Below are 18146 nucleotides of genomic sequence, written 5' to 3' on the forward strand. Positions count from 1 at the left end.
TTTTCGTTCAGGAGATTTTTCATGCAACCAGCTAACAACGTGATGGTGCTCTACACCGGCGGCACCATTGGCATGCAAGCCAGCGCCAACGGCCTGGCACCGGCGTCGGGTTTTGAGGCGCGCATGCGCGAACAACTTGTCGATGCCGCGGTACCGGCCTGGCGCTTTCAAGAGATGTCGCCACTGATCGACAGCGCGAATATGACGCCCACCTATTGGCAGCATCTGCGCAGCGCCGTGGTTGAGGCCGTGGACGCAGGCTGCGATGCGGTGCTGATCCTGCACGGCACCGACACCCTGGCCTACAGCGCGGCAGCCATGAGTTTTCAACTGCTGGGCCTGCCGGCGCCGGTAGTCTTCACCGGCTCCATGTTGCCGGCCGGCGTGCCCGACAGCGATGCCTGGGAAAACGTCAGCGGCGCGTTGACGGCCTTGGGCGAAGGCCTGGCGCCGGGCGTGCAGCTGTACTTCCACGGCGCGCTGATGGCACCGACCCGTTGCGCGAAAATCCGCAGCTTCGGCCGCCACCCGTTTGCAGCCCTGCAGCGCAATGGCGGCGTCGCCCAGGCCGACATGATCCCGGCCGCCCTGCATTACCGCCAGCCCAAAGCCTTGGCCAATGTCGGCGTGTTGCCGCTGGTGCCGGGCATCGCCGCCGCTCAACTGGATGCGTTGATCGACAGCGGCATCCAGGCGCTGGTGCTGGAATGCTTCGGCAGCGGCACCGGGCCGAGCGATAACCCTGCGTTCCTCGCCAGCCTCAAACGAGCGCAGGCGCTGGACGTAACCGTCGTGGCAATCACCCAATGCCATGAAGGCGGCGTGGAGCTGGACGTATACGAAGCCGGCAGCCGCTTGCGTGGCGTGGGCGTGCTGTCCGGTGGCGGCATGACCCGCGAAGCGGCGTTCGGCAAGCTCAACGCCCTGCTCGGTGCCGGGCTTGAGACCGGCGAAGTGCGCCGTCTGGTGGAACTGGACCTGTGCGGCGAACTGAGCTGACCGGCATGTAACTTGCTCCACTTCCAGCCATCCCCTGGCTGGAAGTTCCCAATGCTGCACTCCCACCTCACCACCCTCAATGCTGTTTCGCTGGTGCTCAACACCTTCAAAGGTTTGCCCCATGAGGCACTGCTGGCCGGCAGCGGCATCTGTGCGGCGGACTTGACCCGAGCCGACACGCGCATCACCACCAATCAGGAAATGCGCGTGTGCGCCAATGCCGTGGCCCTGCGCCGCGAGGTCGGCCTGGAACTGGGCGCACAAATGCACGTGTCGGCCTACGGCATGCTCGGTTACGCCCTGCTCACCAGTGCCACCTTTGGTGACGCATTACGCTTGGCCCTGCGCTATCCGGCGCTGCTGGGAACACTGTTCGAGCTGAGCCTTGAAGAGGACGGTGAGCGCATCTGGTTCACCGCCGGCGACTATCGGGAAAACCCCAGCCTGGAAATGTTCAACGTCGAGCTGTGCCTGGCGTCATTGAAAGTGATCTGCGACGACCTGCTCGGCCAGCCTCTGCCCTTACTGGCTGCGCGCTTTGAACATGACGCCCCCGACTACCGCACGCGCTACGCCGAACGTTTCCCCTGCACGCTGCAATTTCAGGCCACCGCCAATGCCTTTGCCTTCGACAAACACTGGCTGGACCAGCCTCTGCCCCTGGCCGACGCCATCACCCACCAGGCCATGGCCGAGCGTTGCCGCAAACAAAACCTGGAGTTCACCGGGCGCCAGGCCTGGCTCGGCAGGATTCGCCAACTGCTCACCGCACAGCTCAACGCCGCGCCCGGCCTTGAGGGTTTGGCCGAGCAGATGAACTGTTCAGCGCGCACCCTGCGCAGGCATCTGCATGACCTGGGCTGCAGCTACCAGGAGCTGCTGGACGAGTTGCGCTTCGAACGCGCCAAGCAACTGCTGGCTGAGGACCAGTGGCCGATCTACCGGATTGCCGAGGCACTGGGCTTCAGCGAAACCGCAAGTTTCAGGCATGCCTTTGTGCGTTGGAGTGGCGTGGCACCGAGCCAATTTCGCGCATGATGCTTCATTGAGGGGCGAATTAAGGACAGACAATTTGGCCATAATTATCCCCTTTTGGCCGCTCCTGCCGTTCTCTTAAAGCACGCCCGCCGCAAGACTGGATCCACCGATACAGCCTGCGGAGAACAACAAATGCTGACGATCTACTCGGACGATCACCACCTGCACCATGGCCGTTGTGAATTGATGGACGGGCAACTGATGCCCTGCTTTGAAATGCCCTCGCGCGCCGACCACGTGTTGCAACGGGTCAAAGACCGCGAACTGGGCCCGGTGCACGCACCACAGGATTTCGGCCTGGCGCCGCTGCAGCGTATCCACAGCCACGACTACCTCGACTTCTTCCAGGGCGCCTGGCAGCGCTGGACCGAATTCGGCCAGGACGGCGACTTGCTGCCCTACACCTGGCCCGCGCGCACGCTGCGCCGGGTGATCCCCACAAGCCTGCATGGCCAGCTCGGCTATTACAGCTTCGACGGCGGCGCGCCGATTACCGCCGGCACCTGGCAAGCGGCCTACAGCGCGGCGCAAGTCGCCCTCACGGCGCAACAGGCCATCCAGAACGGCGCCCACAGTGCCTTCGCCCTGTGCCGCCCACCTGGGCACCACGCCGCTGGCGACTTGATGGGCGGCTATTGCTACCTCAACAACGCCGCCATTGCCGCCCAGGCCTTCCTCGACCAAGGCCACAAACGCGTCGCGATCCTGGATGTGGATTACCACCACGGCAACGGCACCCAGTCGATTTTTTACGCCCGCAGCGACGTGTTGTTCACCTCGATTCATGGCCACCCGGAAGCGGAGTTTCCGTTTTTCCTGGGCTATGCCGACGAGCTGGGCGAAGGTGACGGCGCAGGCTTCAACTTCAACTACCCACTGCCGGCCGGTTCCGGCTGGGCAGCCTGGAGTGCCGCACTGGAAGAAGCCTGCATCGAGATCCAACGCTATGGCGCCGACATCATCGTCGTGTCCCTGGGCGTGGACACGTTCAAGGACGACCCTATCTCGCAGTTCAAGCTCGACAGCCCGGACTACCTGGCCATGGGCGCGCGCATTGCCCGGTTGGGCAAGCCCACGCTGTTTGTGATGGAAGGCGGCTACGCGGTGGAAGAAATCGGCATCAACGCCGTCAACGTCCTCGAAGGTTTTGAAGGAGCAGCCCAATGAACAGGCTCAAGTCGCTCGTCCTCTGTGCCGCCGTCCTCAGCGGCGCAGCTCACGCCGAAGAGAAAACCCTCAAGGTCTACAACTGGTTCGACTACATCACGCCCAAAGCCCTGGAAGACTTCAAGGCGCAGAACCCCGCTATCAAATTGGTCTACGACATCTTCGACACCAACGAAGCGCTGGAAGCCAAGCTGCTCACCGGCAATTCCGGCTATGACGTGGTGGTGCCGTCCAACGTGTTCCTGGCCAAGCAGATCGAAGCCGGCGTGTTCCAGCCGCTGGACCGCAGCAAGCTGCCGAACTGGAACCACCTCGATCCCAAGCTGATGAAGTTGATTGAGGCTAACGATCCGGGCAACAAGTTCGCGGTGCCCTACATGTACGGCACCATCCTCATTGGCTTCAACCCGGCCAAGGTCAAGGCGGCGTTGGGTGACAATGCGCCGGTGGACAGTTGGGATCTGATCTTCAAGGAAGAGAACATCAGCAAGCTCAAGCAATGCGGAGTCGCGCTGCTGGATTCGCCATCAGAAATCCTGCCACTGGCCTTGCAGCACCTGGGCCTGGACCCCAACAGCAGCAACCCCAAGGACTATGACAAAGCCGAAGCGCTGCTGATGAAGATCCGCCCGTACATCACCTACTTTCACTCCTCCAAATACATGGCCGACATCGCCAACGGTGATATCTGCGTGGCCGTGGGCTATTCCGGCAGCTTTTCCCAGGCCGCCAACCGCGCCAAAGAAGCCAAGAATGGCGTGACGGTGGACATGCGCCTGCCCAAGGAAGGCGCGCCGATCTGGTTCGACATGCTCGCCATCCCCAAAGGCGCAAAAAACCCGGACGACGCCTACACCTTTATCAACTACCTGCTGCAACCCAATGTGATTGCGCCGGTCAGCGATTTTGTCGGCTATCCCAACCCGAACAAGGACGCCACCGAGCTGGTCGACCCGGCCATTCGCCACAACCCCAACCTGTACCCGACCGAGGCGGCGATGGCTACGCTCTATACCCTCAAGCCCCTGGACAGCAAAGCCGAGCGGGCCAGAACACGGGCCTGGACCAAGATCAAATCCGGCACCTGACCGACGCCTGGATTCGAAAACAGGCCTATGTAAGCACCGCCTCTCTGCCTGGCCGCGCCCTAGCATGGAAAGCCCTAGCCTTTACCTCGGGCTAGTTCCATCTAACGGCCAGACAGGGATGCCTCACCATGAACGCCCCCGCTTTAAATACTACGCCCTTGAACACCCATCGCCCGGATAAACGGATAGCGCTGCTCACCCAACTCTATATCGTCCCTTCATTCAGAGAGACAGCGACCCTCCTGTTGCGTGAGGCGTTGCAGGAACATTACCCGACACTGGATATCGACCCGGACACCGTCATGCTCGCGACGTCGACTTGGCAACTGGAGGACGACCAAGTCAGAGCCGGCCCCACTGAGTACCAGGCCCTCAGTGACGTCCTCGCCAAACAAGCGGTGCTGGCAGTGCCACTCTTGTGCATCGAAGGCGAGCACTTTCTTACCCGTCAACCGATCGTGGAGCCTGCGGTACACCTGCCCGTGCGTGTCACTGAAATCGCCAAGACCATTAACTTCCTGGCGCCCTCGATGCTGCGGGCCTACCAGCAACAAATGATCACGCATTGGAACCAAACTACCGGCAGCGGTCCGCATTGGCATGCGTTGTCGAACCTGTTGCGTGCGGTGTGGAATGTCGAGACCGCCGATGACTGGAGTGCGACTGAGTGTGCCATGGCCCGCGCCCTGTTCACTCACCCCGACAAAGCCGATAGAAAGGACAACGACCTCTACAAGCTCAGGGCCTGCCTGGTCGATATCGACCGAGTCGATGATGAAGGGCAGGTCAAGCACCTTAATGATGTGATCATCGCGGTATTGATCGGCGAACATGAAGGGAAAACCACGGTCCTCACGCATTCGCTGCTCAAGGGTTATGAAAAGTTTCCCTCGCTGGAGCACCTGGGCAAGTCCTTGCCCGCGCACCTGTCGGACGCTGCCACGGACCAACAAATCCAATGGCGCCTGTTTGAACCGGACGGCGATTTCTTTGATCACCAGGCTTGTGCATTGGTGTCACTGCAAGTCGATACCATCGCTGAAATCGACTTCTCCGAACTGCACAAAGCCAACAACGTCGATGTCGCCCTGGGCACGCCACCTGCTGCTGCCCCGCCGCCTGCGCAAAGCAGCCCGGACCTGGCGTGGTACCGCAACCAGATGCCCGATTGGCTGACAAACGCCTCACCCAGCGACTCGAATTTTTATGCTCGGCACCTCAAAGACCTTGCCGCGCTGCATAACCAGAATACCGGCCGCTCTTTCCTGGACGACATTCCGACTATCGAGGCCTACGCGTTGAAGGTCATCAAGGAAAAGGTGATCAAGGACCACCCAGATAGCACCAACCTGCCCTTGGAGAAGATTTTCCTACAAGTAAAGAAGCCGGTCGTATGGGGTACTTTCGTAGTTCCGGGCCAGGTCGAGACCACTACCTTCAGCCTGGTTGAACTGGCTCTGCAAAACCTGATTGCGGTGCCGGTCGGCACCAAAATCGTCAAGACCACCAATGGTTTCAACTTGCCTGAGTGGATGACCACCACTTATTTTGAAACGCTGGCCACCGCTGTCGATATTGGCCGCACCTATCCCGCGCTGATCAAGGAAAAGCTGCTGGACGATACTCAGGAATCGGCACGCCGTAATACGCTATACAGCCAACACCTGCGTATCCAACTGCCAATGCAGGCCCTGCAGGCCAAGATTCGCCAGGAAGGCAACATTGACGAGCGTGGCTACCGTTATGTGGCGGCGGTGATGCAAGAACAGGCCGCTGACCGCAAAGTCGACGGGCAGACCATAGTGCTCAGGCCCTTGGCCTTTGTACCCATAAGACGCACAGATGCCTCTACGGACACGGTCGCCAACATGTACGTGATCGGCCCCGAAGACCCGGTGGCCGGCCCATGCCTGTTGTACCGGCCGCTGTTCACACCGGCCCTGATGCAGTTCCCATCGCCGGCCAACCTCATCTATACGATCGCGCAATCGAGCAGCTTGTGCGAGTCGGTCCTGGCCTGGCTGCCGGACGCGGTCCGCAGCGACTACAGCAACTATGTATTTCCCGGCTCGCTGCCTTCGCCTTGGGCGGTTGCCGATTTCCTGGTGGAGCCCGACAAGCTATGGACCATGAGCGGGCCAATGAGCCTGGGCACTCAGGAACTCAACGGTGATCGATTCACCACACTGTTCAAAGCCAATGCCCAGGCGCTGGTAGAGCTGGCCGACCGCCAATCGGTGTCCAATGCCGAAAGCCGTTGGGCAACTTTCAAACACGCCGGCTGGGTAATCTTCAATGGTGTACTGCCGTTTCTCGGACGCACCATCGGCACAGGGGCCTGGATCTGGCAGGTGGTCGATCAACTGCAAACCTTTGTCCAAGCGCATGAACACGATGAGAAACAGGCCGAGTGGTCGGCACTCACCGATGTCCTGTTGAACCTCGGCATGGCGATCACTTTGCACGCCGCCAGCCGCGGCCACCGTACCGGCTACCCACGCAAGACCACGCCAAAGCTGGCCGAGGCAATCCGCGCAAAACATGTCACGATCAAACAAGAGGCGACACTGACCAAGGAGTTGCCGGCTACACATTTGCCGCATTTACACACCAGCGGCGCAATCAAGCGCATGCCCGGCGAACTCGCCACCGTGCTCGACAGCTTCAAAGTCAGCAAACCGCAAGGCCTCGGCGAGGCTGAAACCTCAGAAAACCAGTACCGGCATCTCTTTCATCAGGCACAAAAATACTACGCCCCCGTAGGGGAACGCTGGTTTGAGGTCAGTGCCGGTGAAGATGAAGCAGTGGTCATCATCGACCCGAAGCAACCCGGTCGAACAGGGCCGGCGTTGATTCATAACGCTCAGGGCCAATGGTTTATCGACGCTCGTCTGCGCCTGCGCGGTGCCGGCTCCAAGCACCTGCGGGAGCAGTCAAAATCCAAGGCTGAGATCAACGCGCTAGAAGCCAAAAGACGCTTGAGGCTATTTGAGCAAAACAAACCCACTGCGCAACTTGAGTTGCAACAGGCCCGCCTGGCGATGTCGGACAGCGCGTCCCCCGAGGTCAGCCGCCAAACCTACCTGCAAAAACTCGAGAGCCAGAGCGGCGACTACGAAAAGGCACTGCAACAGCTCAAGATATTGAACGTGTTCTCCCCGAGCACTGACTATCAGCAACACGCGATCCGTTACGTGAGCGCCCAATTGGAGCTGACCCGAACCGGTATCACCGAAGCGCAAGTCGCCTTCACACCTCAACTCAAAACCGTGCTGGATCAGATCGAGCACCAAATCAGCCATCCCGAGGAACGTCATATCGACGATGCCCGCATCATGACCGAATTAAGCCAGGACATGATCCAGCGCCTGAATTACACCCAAACGCGGCTCACTCAACTCAAAGCGCTGGGTGAGTTGGGATTCGAGCAAATTCGCAAATTCAGAACAAAATTGCCGAGCTACACCGCCCGTGACCTCAGGGCCTTGCAAGTGTCGATGGCGCGCAATTTATGCCTGGACGACCACAGCATCGCCACAGCCTCCTCAGCCTGGAGTGCCATTGACACCATCGTCGACAACGCCAACCTGTCGATTCAAGCCTTGCATGAAACCTCGGTGGAGCGTAGCCAGGCGCGCTTGGATGAACGCATCGAAACCCTCGGCAGCCTGATCGAACAGTTCAAGATCATCGACGAACGCCTGCAGGATTTTCCAGACGAGTTTCCTGACGCAGCGCTGCCTGCACGTATCACGACCTTGCGCGAAAAAATCCGCGATTTCTACCGCGAAACCCTGGGTAACCTGGAACTGCTGCACGCGGATCGGGACACGCTCAGAAGCCGACCGACACCGCCGTCAACACCGCCAAGAGCAAAGAAAAAAATCATTCACACGCGCTATAACGGGGTATTGGTGGGAGTACCACGACTGACAGAGACCGGCGATGAAACCAGCATGGTGGATGTCATCTCTCCTCTCAACCAGCAGATCATGGCGACCTTCCACGAAAAAACGCCAGGTGTGTGGGTGCAGCACGTCAATCCCATCGAGACCACCACTACCACCACTACGCTGGACGTCGCCACCAGTATCAGCCAGGCAAAGGAACTGCTGGACGGGCTGGGAGCCTTCAAGCAACGCACTGGCCAACAGGCCATCAAACCTGAGCGCAGCGCCACTGGCATCGAATGGCTGTACCACCAGCACGCGTTGAAACTGGAACAGGCCTCTGCAAACATTGAGCAGGCCCTCACCCAAAGCAACGCCACCGAGAGCAGCCAGGGCTCGGCGGTTCTGGTCGACAAACAGCTGAGCGACGCGGCACAGGCACTCTATCAAGAGGCTGCGCGCCAAAAACTGCAAATGATCAAACAACGCCCCCCCACAATCAGTGGCGTGGAATGGCTTAAGCAAAACAACGAGATCGTGATCACGAAAACCGTCAAACGTCGCCGACTCAAAGGGCCTGCCAAGGTCTACCTGGATGAGTACACCCTGAGTAACCGCAGTGATAAAACGGTGCTGTGGTATGCACACTTCCATTATTCGACCGAATGGGTGCCCGCCAGGGCCTTTCTCCGGGGCCGCTTGAAAACCCCTCAAGAGCAAGCCCGAGGAGTAGATGCCGACAGTCTTGATGGCCTCAACGAACAGCAAAAAACCGCGTTCTACCTCAGCGAAATCAACCGGGACCAGGCCCAACGCTTGTTTTTCAAGGTGAAGTAACCTCAGTGCCCGTGAAGGACTCATGTTCCCACCTTGTGCATGGGGCCTTTGCGGACAAGCTCCTCTGAGCTGATTTAGCGCAGCCGTCGCTATTTATCTACCGTCCTCCCGGCAACGGCCATCGCTACCTTGCACATCCTCAACGCCCGTCCGGGCCAGCGATTGCAGAGGAGCAACCCATGCCCAACGATCTACTTAACAACAATCATCGCCCCCCCAGCGCCTATGAACTGCTCACCCAGTTAACCACCGGGCCCACCACCCACGAGGTCGCCGCCACCACGTTGCGCTCGGCACTCAAAGAACTCTACCCCACCGTCAATATCGACCCCGACCTGGCCATGGTGGTCAGCCCTCGCTGGCATATCGTGGGCGACGCCGTCGAACCGGCGCCAGCCGTTACCCAATCCCTGACCTCAGTGCTGGCTCATCAAGCGCTGTCCAGCGAGCGGGTAACTTACATCGATGGCGAGCATTTCCTCACGCTGCAGCCGAACGCTGCGGCGCCTGTGCACCTTGCGGTGAAGATCGATGCCATCGCACGCTTGATCAACGAGTTATCCGACTTGCTGTTCACCGCTTCTCAGGAACAGCAACTTAACTTCTGGAACGCCTCCAACGGTAGCAGCGGACCACGCTGGCAGGCGTTTTCCAGTTCGCTGAGGAAAGTGTGGAATGTCACCGAAGAGCAAGGCCTTGATGAGCACCAAGCGGCCATGGCCCGTGGAGTGTTCCAGGAGCCCGACCGGGACAGGCGCTCACTGAATGATCGCTACAAGTGTCACACCTACCTGGTTGATGTCGATCTACTCCGGGACGGCGAGTCCACCCACGTCAGTTTCATGGACATCGCCGTGTTGGTTGGCGAGCATGACAAGCTCCCACTGATCCTGACGCACTCGCTGGTAAACGGTTACGAAACCTTTGAGTCACTTGAAGCATTCGGCGCCTCGCTGCCCGCCCGGTTGAGTGCGCCAAAGCGCGATACCACGTTGCAATGGCGCCTGTATGAACCCGAAGGCAACTTTTTCGACACTCTGGCCTGTACTCTGATCGAACTACAAATCCGCGCCATCGGCAGTTACAGCCAGGCCCTTGTCGAGGAGCCGGCAGAGGAGCAGGCAAGCCCGGCCACCGTCGCCCGCATTGTGCCCAGCATCGAAGAGTTGAGCGATCACCAACTCTCGAGTATCCGAGAGGTTCATCATCAACTGCCCGACTGGCTGGCTTCGGCGTCAGACTCGGACACCGCCGCCTATAGCCGCTACATGATCGACCTGGCCCAACTGCATACCCATTATCACGGCGAAACATTCCAGGACGGCATTGCCCCCATTCGCGACTATGCCCGCACGCAACTGCAAAGCCGCATCCAGTCGCATAAAGACGGTGCACGCCTGAATCTGGACAAAATTGAGGTAGTGATCGAAAGCCCGGTGGTATGGGGCACGTTCGTCGTACCGGGCAGCGTGGACATCACCCGTCGCGGCCTGATCGATCTGACGTTGGACAACCTCACCGGCCTGCCCACCGGCAACACCACGGTGCGCTACAACGGCAATGACAATGGTGTCCCCAGCTGGCTGACCTTCAGCTATTTGAAAGACTTGATCGAAGACATTGATATCGGCGAACACTACCCCGCGCTGATAAAACAGAAACTGCTCGATGACGCTGAGCAATCCAGTCTCCGGCAACAGCTCTACATCAGCCATCTACGCCTGCAACTGCCGTTGCTGGCCCTGCAAATGAAAATTCGCAAACAAGGTGCAATTGATGAGCGCGGCTACCGCTACGTTGCCGCCGTGATGCACACCGATGAGCACGACCGTCACGTAGACGGGCAGCCCATTGTTATCCGCGCCCTGGCCTTCTTACCCACCTTGCGGCCCGGCAATGAGCGCGACGTGGTCGCCAATATGTTCGTGATCGGTCCAAGGGACGCCAACGCCGGTCCGTGCCTGCTTTATCGCCCGTTGCTGGAACCGGTACTGATGCAATACCCGTCACGGCAAAACCTGCTGTACGCCATCAAACATGAGCGCCCCTTGCGCGAATCGGTGCTGGCCTGGCTGCCGCAAGCGCAGAGCTTCAATTACGCCCAATACGTGTTTCCCGACACCTTGCCCTCGCCGTGGACGGTGGTGCGAGCCCTGGTCGAGCCCCTCACCCTGCTTTACATGAGCGGCCCCGTGACCCTGGCCGATGAAGAAGTGGGCAATGACGCCCTGGCAACGCTGTTCAAAGCCAATGCCAGCGCCATGGTCGAATTGGCGGACCGTCAGTCGGTGTCCAATGTACAGAAACGCTGGGCTACGTTTCGACACACCGGCTGGCAAATATTCAACGCGGCCCTGCCGTTCATGGGCCGCACCGTAGGCATTGCGGCCTGGATCTGGCAAATCATGGACGACCTGCAAGCCACCGAGGAAGCTGTGAACAAAGGGGATCAACACGCCTCGTGGACAGCGTTAGTGGATGTATTCCTCAACTTGGGCATGGCGCTGACCCTGCACATCGCCCTACGCCACCCTCGCCCGCTGGAACAGTTCGAGGCGCCGAAAATCGAAACTGAATCCGAGTCAACAACGATCGAAACCGCCGGCAAACCACCCTTCACCGAGAAAAAATATACGGCTGTGCAACAAGCAAATATTCCCGACAGCCAACTACCCGTCAAGCATCAAGGCGCCGTACACATCCTGGGGGCCCTGAGCCATAGCCGCTTGGGCCTGGCCAAGACACTCGACAGTTTCAAAATCGCCAAACCCGATAAGCTTGGCGAGCAAAACAAAACGCCCGGGCGCCACTTGAATCTGTACCCCCTTGCAGACAAGTGGTATGCACCGGTTGGCGCGCATTGGTTCGAGGTGAGAGTGGATGAAAATGACAGTGTCATCATCATCGACTCGAAGGCACCGTTGCGTACGGGCCCGCCGCTGATCGGCAATCTGGCGGGCCAGTGGTTCGTTGACATCCGTTTGCGACTGCGCGGCGGCGGCCTTCGAAACCGTCAGCGTGCGGTCAAGGTCAATCAGCCTGAGCGCATTGCGGCACTCATGAGCCAGCTCAACGCCTTTGATGCAGTCGCCGCCAGACAACAGCTGGACGTGCTTGAGTCAGAGCCTGCACTGGACGCCGCCCCTGGCCCTTCCACTGACCTGCGGCGTACAGCGTTCATAGGTAAAGTCGACAACCGGCTGAAGGCGTACGACGAGGCGATCAGCCAGTTGAAGTCCTTGAGCAACATCGAGGCCGTGCCCACCTATCAGAGCAACATGAGTGAATACCTGAAGCAGCAAATACAACTGACTCAAGTAGCCATTGAACAACAATTGGTGGGCTATGAGCAGGCCTTGAAATCGTCGTCCACAACCCTCAATGCCGAGGTAGATATTGACTATAAAAACCAAGCGAAAAGCGCGCAAAACCTGTCCACCTTGAACCTGGCAATCATCAAACGTCTGGAGTTCATCAATGACCGCTTCAGCGACCTCAAAGCGCTGGGAAAGGAAGGCGCGGCGGTCATTCACAAAACCATGAGCGAGTTGCCAACGCTCACCCTCACTGAGCTCAAATCTCTGGAGATCGGCTTGGGTCGCTACTTGTGTATCGATGAAGAGCAAAGCCAGATCCCCGCCGCGCTGCGAGAGCAGATGGACCAGTGCGTCGATACAGCCGAACTTAACGTCGAGAGTTTCACTGAAATTATGGAAAGGGGTAACGACACGTCGCTGGATGAGCGCATTGACGTGCTCAACAGCCTGGTTGAGCAATTTTCCAGTGCAGATGAACGTCTGCTGGACCTGCACGCCGAACACCCGCAGTTTCTGCTGAAACCCCGCCTTCAGAGTTTTCGCCAGCAGATTGGCGAATTCAGCCAGATCGCCATTCACGACCTGGCGCAACTGCTACGCGAGAAAAAAGCCCTGGAACCCAAACCCGGCAGCTCAAAGGCGCCGCGCGCGCCACAACGCAAAGTCATCAAGACACGCTACGACGGCGTTTTAATAGCTCAACCCCGTGAGTCCGACAGTACGCTGTTCGATGTCAAAGCGTCGGTGACGGGCAAAGTGCTCGCTACGTTTCATGAAAAAACCCCAGGCGTCTGGGTCAAGCGGCAAAAGGTCACCCCACCACCGCCAGTGCCAGCCACGGTAGACCTGGATACCAGCATTAACACCGGGCAAACGCTGTTGGATAGCGCGCCAGCTGAAACCCGCAAGTATCAGGGCTTCTCGAGTAAACCCTGGCACACGCCCCAGGATATCCAAGATATGTTCGAGGCCTATGCGAAAAAACTGGAGGATGCATCAAACGATATCGAGCAAGCGCTGACCCGGCGCAATCTCACCGAAAGTGATCATGGCTCAGCCGCATCGACCAAACGCAACCTCAACGACGAAGCACAGCGGCTTTATCGCCTGGGTAGAAAAACCTACATCGACATGATCAAACAGCAACCGCCCACTGCGGCGCGGGTGGAGTGGTTGCATAGCCAAGGGCTGATAAGGATCCAAAAAACCTCAACTCGCAGCGTCGTCAAAGGGCCGCCAAAGGGCTATCTGGACGAGTACGAAGTACGCGATAAAGAGACCAATGCCGTGCTGTGGTACGCGCACTTTCACTACTCAAAGAAAAACGCCGCCCTGGAGGTATTCGATAAGGCTCATCTCAAAACCCGCGAACAACGACGGCTCGGTGGTTCCCGCCAGCGCACGGGGCGTAACGACTGGGAGGAGATCGAAATTCATCGCAGCTCGATTAGCGATCAACTGGCCAAGTCGCTGTTCTTCACCCCTACGGCTGCCATGCCTGGCGCAAGCGTGCCAGCGCCTGTGCGATAGCCGCCTCGGGCACGGCGGCAAAGCCCATCACCAGGCCGGCACGCTGGTCCGGTGGTGGGCCGCTGTCTGCCAGCCAGTAGCTGCTCAAGCCATTGATCTCGACATTTGCTGCGTGGGCCTGGGCGAGCAACGCCTGCTCACGGGTCAGGCTGTCCACCCGCACCGTGAGGTGCAACCCCGCCGCAACGCTGGGCAAGGCCCCCACGCCGGGCAGGCCGTCGGGCCAGCCGGCCAGCAAGGCGTTGCGCCGGCTCAAGGCCGCGCGGCGCATGCGGCGGATGTGCCGCTGGAAATGCCCGGCCGCCATGAATTCGGCCATCACCGCCTGGGTACTGACTTCGGAATGGCGCATATCCACCGCACGGCGGCGGGTGAAGGCTTGCACCAGCGCCGGTGGCAACACCAGGTAACCCAGGCGCAACGCCGGGAACGCCACCTTGCCGAAGGTGCCGACATACAACACGCGCCCACTGCGATCCAGCGCCGCCAACGGCGACAGGGGCGCGCCGCTGTAACGGTACTCGCCGTCGTAGTCGTCCTCGATGATCCAACCGCCGCTACGCTCGGCCCAGGCCAGCAGCTCCAGGCGCCGCGCCAGGCTCATCACCACGCCCAAGGGGTATTGGTGGGACGGCGTGACATAGGCCACACGGCAGTCATCCAGGGTGTTAAGCACCTGGCTATCCATGCCCTCGCTGTCTACCGGTACGCCATGCAGTCGCGCGCCGGCCAGGGCGAACGCATGGCCGGCAGCTCGATAACCAGGGTTTTCCACCGCCACGCCGTCCCCAGGCTCGACCAGCAACTGTGCACAAAGGCTAATCGCTTGCTGCGCGCCACTGGTGATCACAATTTGTTCAGCTGTGCATTGCATGCCACGGGAACTGCGCAAATAGGCGGCGATCAGACCGCGCAAACGATCGTCACCGGCCGGGTCGCCATAGCACAGCAGTTCCAGGTTCGGCTTGCGCCAGAACGCCCCATTCAGCTTGGCCCATATATCAAACGGGAACAGGTCGAAGGCCGGCACACCCACTCGAAATGCCCGAGGCGGTCCAGCCGGAGGGTGAGCCAGGTGGTTGTTTTTTACCCGTGCCAGGCCCGCCCTGTGGATAACTTCATTGTCCAGATCTTCCGGCAAATCCGCCCATTTTGTGGATAAGGCTGGGGATAACCCTGTTGAAAACCCTGTGGATACTTTTGTGGATAGTTTTTTTGCCGTGGGCAGTTGGGCCACATAGGTGCCGTCACCCACCCGGCTTTCGATAAACCCTTCTGCGTACAGCTGATCGTAGGCGCGCACTACGCTGTTGCGCGAGATCGACAGGGCCGCCGCCAGATCCCGCGTGGCGGGTAAGCGCGTGCCGCTCACCAGCCGCCCGTCCAGCACCCGCTGGCGCAGAGCTTCGTAGAGTTGTCGAGTAAGCCCCTGGCGACGATCCAGTTCGATACCTGCGGGGTTGAACGACAGCGGCGGCGTGATGGGCGACATATTGGACCTATGAAATTGGTGCCAGATGGCTCTTACAACGAACCATTAGCCTGCCTAGGATGCAGGCATTCGCCAAGGAAAATTTCCATGTACACACCACTTGCCTTTGCCCTCGATGATTTGCCTGAACTGCAGCAACTGATCCAGCACACCCGCCTGGCGCAGTTGGTGACCTTTGGTGAGCAAGGCCTGCAGGCCAGCCATTTGCCGCTGCTGCTTAACCCCGATGAAGGCCCGAATGGCACGCTGTACGGGCATTTGGCCAAGGCCAATCCACAATGGCGTGACCTGCAAAATGGCAGCGAAGCACTGGTGATCTTTGCCGGTGCCGACGCTTATATCAGCCCGGCGTTTTACCCGGCCAAGGCCGAGCACGGCAAAGTGGTGCCCACCTGGAATTACATCGCCGTGCATGCCTACGGCAAGGCTGAGGTATTTACCGACGCCGAGCGGCTGCTCGCGGTGGTCACCGCCCTCACCGATCGCCACGAAGGCAACCGCGCCCAGCCATGGAAAGTCAGCGACGCACCGGCCGACTACATTGACGGCATGCTCAAGGCCATTGTCGGCTTCGCCCTGCCCGTCGAGCGCCTGATCGGCAAGCGCAAACTCAGCCAGAACCGCAGCCCAGCCGATATTGCCGGCGTGCGCGAAGGCCTGGCTGCCAGCATGGATGTGCGCGACCAGACCCTCGCGCGCTTTATTCCCCAAGGAGTTTCAGAATGAGTCAGATCGACATCCGCCAGGTGACTGCCGCCGACCACGCCGCGTGGCTGCCGCTGTGGCAGGCGTACTTGAAGTTCTACGAAACCGAACTGCCGGACGCCGTCAGCCAAAGCACCTGGCAACGCCTGATCGATGCCAACGAGCCGACCCATTCAGCGCTCGCCTGGCAGGAAGGCAAGGCGGTGGGCATGGTCAACTTTATCTACCATCGCTCCAACTGGAGTATCGAGAATTCCTGCTACCTGCAGGACCTGCTGGTGGACCCGGCCCAACGCGGCACCGGCGTGGGCCGCAAATTGATCGAATTCGTCTACGCCACCGCCAAGGCCGATAACTGTGCCAAGGTGCACTGGTTGACCCACGAGACCAACGCCACCGCGATTGCGCTGTACGAACGCATCGCCGAACGCCCAGGTTTTATTCAATTTCGCAAAGGTCTTTAAGGAGCGCAGCATGCCTATCTCACCCGCCGACTGGAAAGGCGTCCCGGCGCCCACGGCTCACCTGCTGGAAGGGCGTTTTATCCGCCTGGAAAAACTCGACCCGGCGCGGCATGCCGACGGCCTGTTCCGCGCCCTCGAAGGCCCGGGCGCCGACCCGAAACTCTGGGACTATTTGCCTTACGGCCCCTTCCCCGAGCGCGCCGCGTTCGATGCCTGGCTCAACAACCATGCCGCCAACAGCGACCCGTATTTCTTCAGCGTGATCGACCGCGCCAGCGGCGATGTGCAAGGCATCCTCAGCCTGATGTCCATCGTGCCGGCCCAGGGCCGCATCGAAATCGGCCACGTCACCTTCGGCGCACCAATGCAACGCTCGCCGAAAAGCACCGAGGCTGTGTACTTGCTGGCCAAATACGCGTTCGAGCAGGGCTACCGTCGTCTGGAATGGAAGTGCAACAACGGCAACGCCCGCTCAAAATACGCGGCCGAACGCCTGGGCTTCAGCTTTGAAGGGGTGTTCCGCCAGCATATGGTGGTGAAGGGGCAGAACCGCGATACCGCGTGGTATTCGATTCTGGATTCGGAATGGCCCACCGTGGGCGCAGGCTTTGAAGAGTGGCTGTCCGAAGCGAACCAGGCCGGTTCTGGTCAGCTCAAAGGCCTGGCGGAGTGTCGCCGCCAGGCGATTTAAGCCTTAGACCAGCTTCTGGGCGAGCACGGCAATGTGCTCCGGCCCAATCCCGCAGCAACCGCCCAAATGGCTGGCACCGCGTGCCTGCCAGTCGGCGGCCCAGTGCAAGTAGCCGGGCGGGTCGAGATCGTCACGCAGCGGGTCGAGGCCATCGTTCGCGGTGGCCTCCTTGGGTTGCGGCGGGAAGGCGTTAGCGTACGCGCCGATCTGAATGCTCACCCCCAGGCGCTCAAACGTTTGGCGCGCGGTATCAATGGCTGCGCCAATCACCTCCGGCTGGCTGCAATTGAACAGCAGCACCGCCACACCCAGTTGCGCGGCCGCTTCAGCTGCGTCTGCCACTGGTTCGCCAGAACGCAGGCGTGGCACCTCATCGGTGTCTTCATCCTTCAAGGTAAACGACAGCCAGAACGGTTTTCCGTCCTGCGGCAAGCCGGCGTGGATTGCCCGTGCCTCAACGATTGAACTCTGGGTTTCCGCCAACCATAAGTCGACATGGGGCGCCAGGCCATTCACCAGTGGCGTCAGCAGTTCGCTGACTCGGCCGGCCTCGAACAAGTCGGGCCGGTAGGAGCCGAACAGCGGCGGCAATGAGCCTGCCACACGCACCGTCTGGCCTGAAGCCTGTACCGCACGTCGGGCCAATTCACCCGCCAACGCCGCAAGGGCCTGGCCTTCGGCAGCAAACCGCGCTTCGCCAATATGAAATGGCACAACCGCGTAGCTGTTGGTGGTGATCACGTTGGCACCGCTCTGGATATAAGCCGTGTGCACCGCCTCAACGGCTTGCGGCGCTTCGCTCAACGCCAATGCCGACCACTCCGGCTGCCGAAACGGCGCGCCCCGGCGTTGCAGTTCACGGCCCATGCCACCATCGAGAATTACTGCGTTTGCTGCGCCCATATGCTTTTTACTCATATGCTTATGA

The 18146-nt window shown here is 59.8% G+C and carries 11 protein-coding genes; 9 read left to right on the top strand and 2 right to left on the bottom strand.

Features of this window, described 5'->3' with window-relative positions; translation table 11 throughout:
• The first annotated feature begins 21 nt into the window (after positions 1–21).
• The 6 genes from ASE80_RS22665 to ASE80_RS22690 all read left to right on the top strand — a co-directional run bounded on the left by ASE80_RS22665 (position 22) and on the right by ASE80_RS22690 (position 13866).
• A complete protein-coding gene (locus ASE80_RS22665; protein WP_056860885.1) occupies positions 22–999 on the top strand; it encodes an asparaginase in 978 nt (325 codons plus the stop codon).
• A 51-nt stretch (positions 1000–1050) separates the two neighbouring features.
• Complete coding sequence (locus tag ASE80_RS22670) at positions 1051–2037, top strand: AraC family transcriptional regulator (protein WP_056860886.1); 987 nt, start codon at positions 1051–1053, stop codon at positions 2035–2037.
• 132 nt (positions 2038–2169) lie between these two features.
• Positions 2170–3204, top strand: coding sequence for a histone deacetylase family protein (locus tag ASE80_RS22675; RefSeq protein ID WP_056860887.1), 1035 nt, complete (start codon positions 2170–2172; stop codon positions 3202–3204).
• Positions 3201–4292 (top strand): polyamine ABC transporter substrate-binding protein, encoded by a 1092-nt coding sequence (locus ASE80_RS22680; protein WP_056860888.1) that lies wholly within the window; start codon positions 3201–3203, stop codon positions 4290–4292. The genes ASE80_RS22675 and ASE80_RS22680 overlap by 4 nt, the downstream gene beginning before the upstream one ends.
• 128 nt (positions 4293–4420) lie before the next feature.
• Complete coding sequence (locus ASE80_RS22685) at positions 4421–9019, top strand: dermonecrotic toxin domain-containing protein (protein ID WP_056860889.1); 4599 nt, start codon at positions 4421–4423, stop codon at positions 9017–9019.
• 179 nt (positions 9020–9198) lie between these two features.
• On the top strand, positions 9199–13866 hold the full coding sequence (locus tag ASE80_RS22690) for a dermonecrotic toxin domain-containing protein (protein WP_056860890.1): 4668 nt from the start codon (positions 9199–9201) through the stop codon (positions 13864–13866).
• Here ASE80_RS22690 and pdxR read toward each other — a convergent pair.
• A complete protein-coding gene (pdxR, locus tag ASE80_RS22695; protein ID WP_056860891.1) occupies positions 13820–15358 on the bottom strand; it encodes a MocR-like pyridoxine biosynthesis transcription factor PdxR in 1539 nt (512 codons plus the stop codon). The genes ASE80_RS22690 and pdxR overlap by 47 nt on opposite strands.
• Before the next feature lie 87 nt (positions 15359–15445).
• Here pdxR and ASE80_RS22700 point away from each other — a divergent pair, with 87 nt between their 5' ends.
• Genes ASE80_RS22700 through ASE80_RS22710 form a run of 3 tightly spaced genes read left to right on the top strand, consistent with a single transcriptional unit; the run spans position 15446 to position 17218 of the window.
• Positions 15446–16084 carry an FMN-binding negative transcriptional regulator gene (locus tag ASE80_RS22700; RefSeq protein ID WP_056860892.1) on the top strand — a complete coding sequence of 213 codons (639 nt, stop codon included), beginning with the start codon at positions 15446–15448 and terminating at the stop codon, positions 16082–16084.
• Positions 16081–16527 (top strand): GNAT family N-acetyltransferase, encoded by a 447-nt coding sequence (locus ASE80_RS22705; protein ID WP_056860893.1) that lies wholly within the window; start codon positions 16081–16083, stop codon positions 16525–16527. The genes ASE80_RS22700 and ASE80_RS22705 overlap by 4 nt, the downstream gene beginning before the upstream one ends.
• A gap of 10 nt (positions 16528–16537) precedes the next feature.
• Positions 16538–17218: a GNAT family N-acetyltransferase gene (locus ASE80_RS22710; protein WP_056860894.1), complete on the top strand. Its 681-nt coding sequence runs from the start codon at positions 16538–16540 to the stop codon at positions 17216–17218.
• A 3-nt stretch (positions 17219–17221) separates the two neighbouring features.
• On the opposite strand, the gene ASE80_RS22715 is transcribed toward ASE80_RS22710, so the two are convergent.
• Entirely contained in the window at positions 17222–18121 is a 900-nt protein-coding gene (locus tag ASE80_RS22715; RefSeq protein ID WP_056860895.1) for a homocysteine S-methyltransferase family protein, read from the bottom strand.
• Between the last annotated feature and the right edge of the window lie 25 nt (positions 18122–18146).

It is taken from the genome of Pseudomonas sp. Leaf15, assembly GCF_001421425.1.
GTDB lineage: Bacteria > Pseudomonadota > Gammaproteobacteria > Pseudomonadales > Pseudomonadaceae > Aquipseudomonas > Aquipseudomonas salomonii.

Bases quoted from the DNA above. Each gene is read 5' to 3' on its own strand.
- ASE80_RS22665 (WP_056860885.1), top strand. From the start codon at position 22: ATGCAACCAGCTAACAACGTGATGGTGCTCTACACCGGCGGCACCATT.
- ASE80_RS22670 (WP_056860886.1), top strand. From the start codon at position 1,051: ATGCTGCACTCCCACCTCACCACCCTCAATGCTGTTTCGCTGGTGCTC.
- ASE80_RS22675 (WP_056860887.1), top strand. From the start codon at position 2,170: ATGCTGACGATCTACTCGGACGATCACCACCTGCACCATGGCCGTTGT.
- ASE80_RS22680 (WP_056860888.1), top strand. From the start codon at position 3,201: ATGAACAGGCTCAAGTCGCTCGTCCTCTGTGCCGCCGTCCTCAGCGGC.
- ASE80_RS22685 (WP_056860889.1), top strand. From the start codon at position 4,421: ATGAACGCCCCCGCTTTAAATACTACGCCCTTGAACACCCATCGCCCG.
- ASE80_RS22690 (WP_056860890.1), top strand. From the start codon at position 9,199: ATGCCCAACGATCTACTTAACAACAATCATCGCCCCCCCAGCGCCTAT.
- pdxR (WP_056860891.1), bottom strand. From the start codon at position 15,358: ATGTCGCCCATCACGCCGCCGCTGTCGTTCAACCCCGCAGGTATCGAA.
- ASE80_RS22700 (WP_056860892.1), top strand. From the start codon at position 15,446: ATGTACACACCACTTGCCTTTGCCCTCGATGATTTGCCTGAACTGCAG.
- ASE80_RS22705 (WP_056860893.1), top strand. From the start codon at position 16,081: ATGAGTCAGATCGACATCCGCCAGGTGACTGCCGCCGACCACGCCGCG.
- ASE80_RS22710 (WP_056860894.1), top strand. From the start codon at position 16,538: ATGCCTATCTCACCCGCCGACTGGAAAGGCGTCCCGGCGCCCACGGCT.
- ASE80_RS22715 (WP_056860895.1), bottom strand. From the start codon at position 18,121: ATGGGCGCAGCAAACGCAGTAATTCTCGATGGTGGCATGGGCCGTGAA.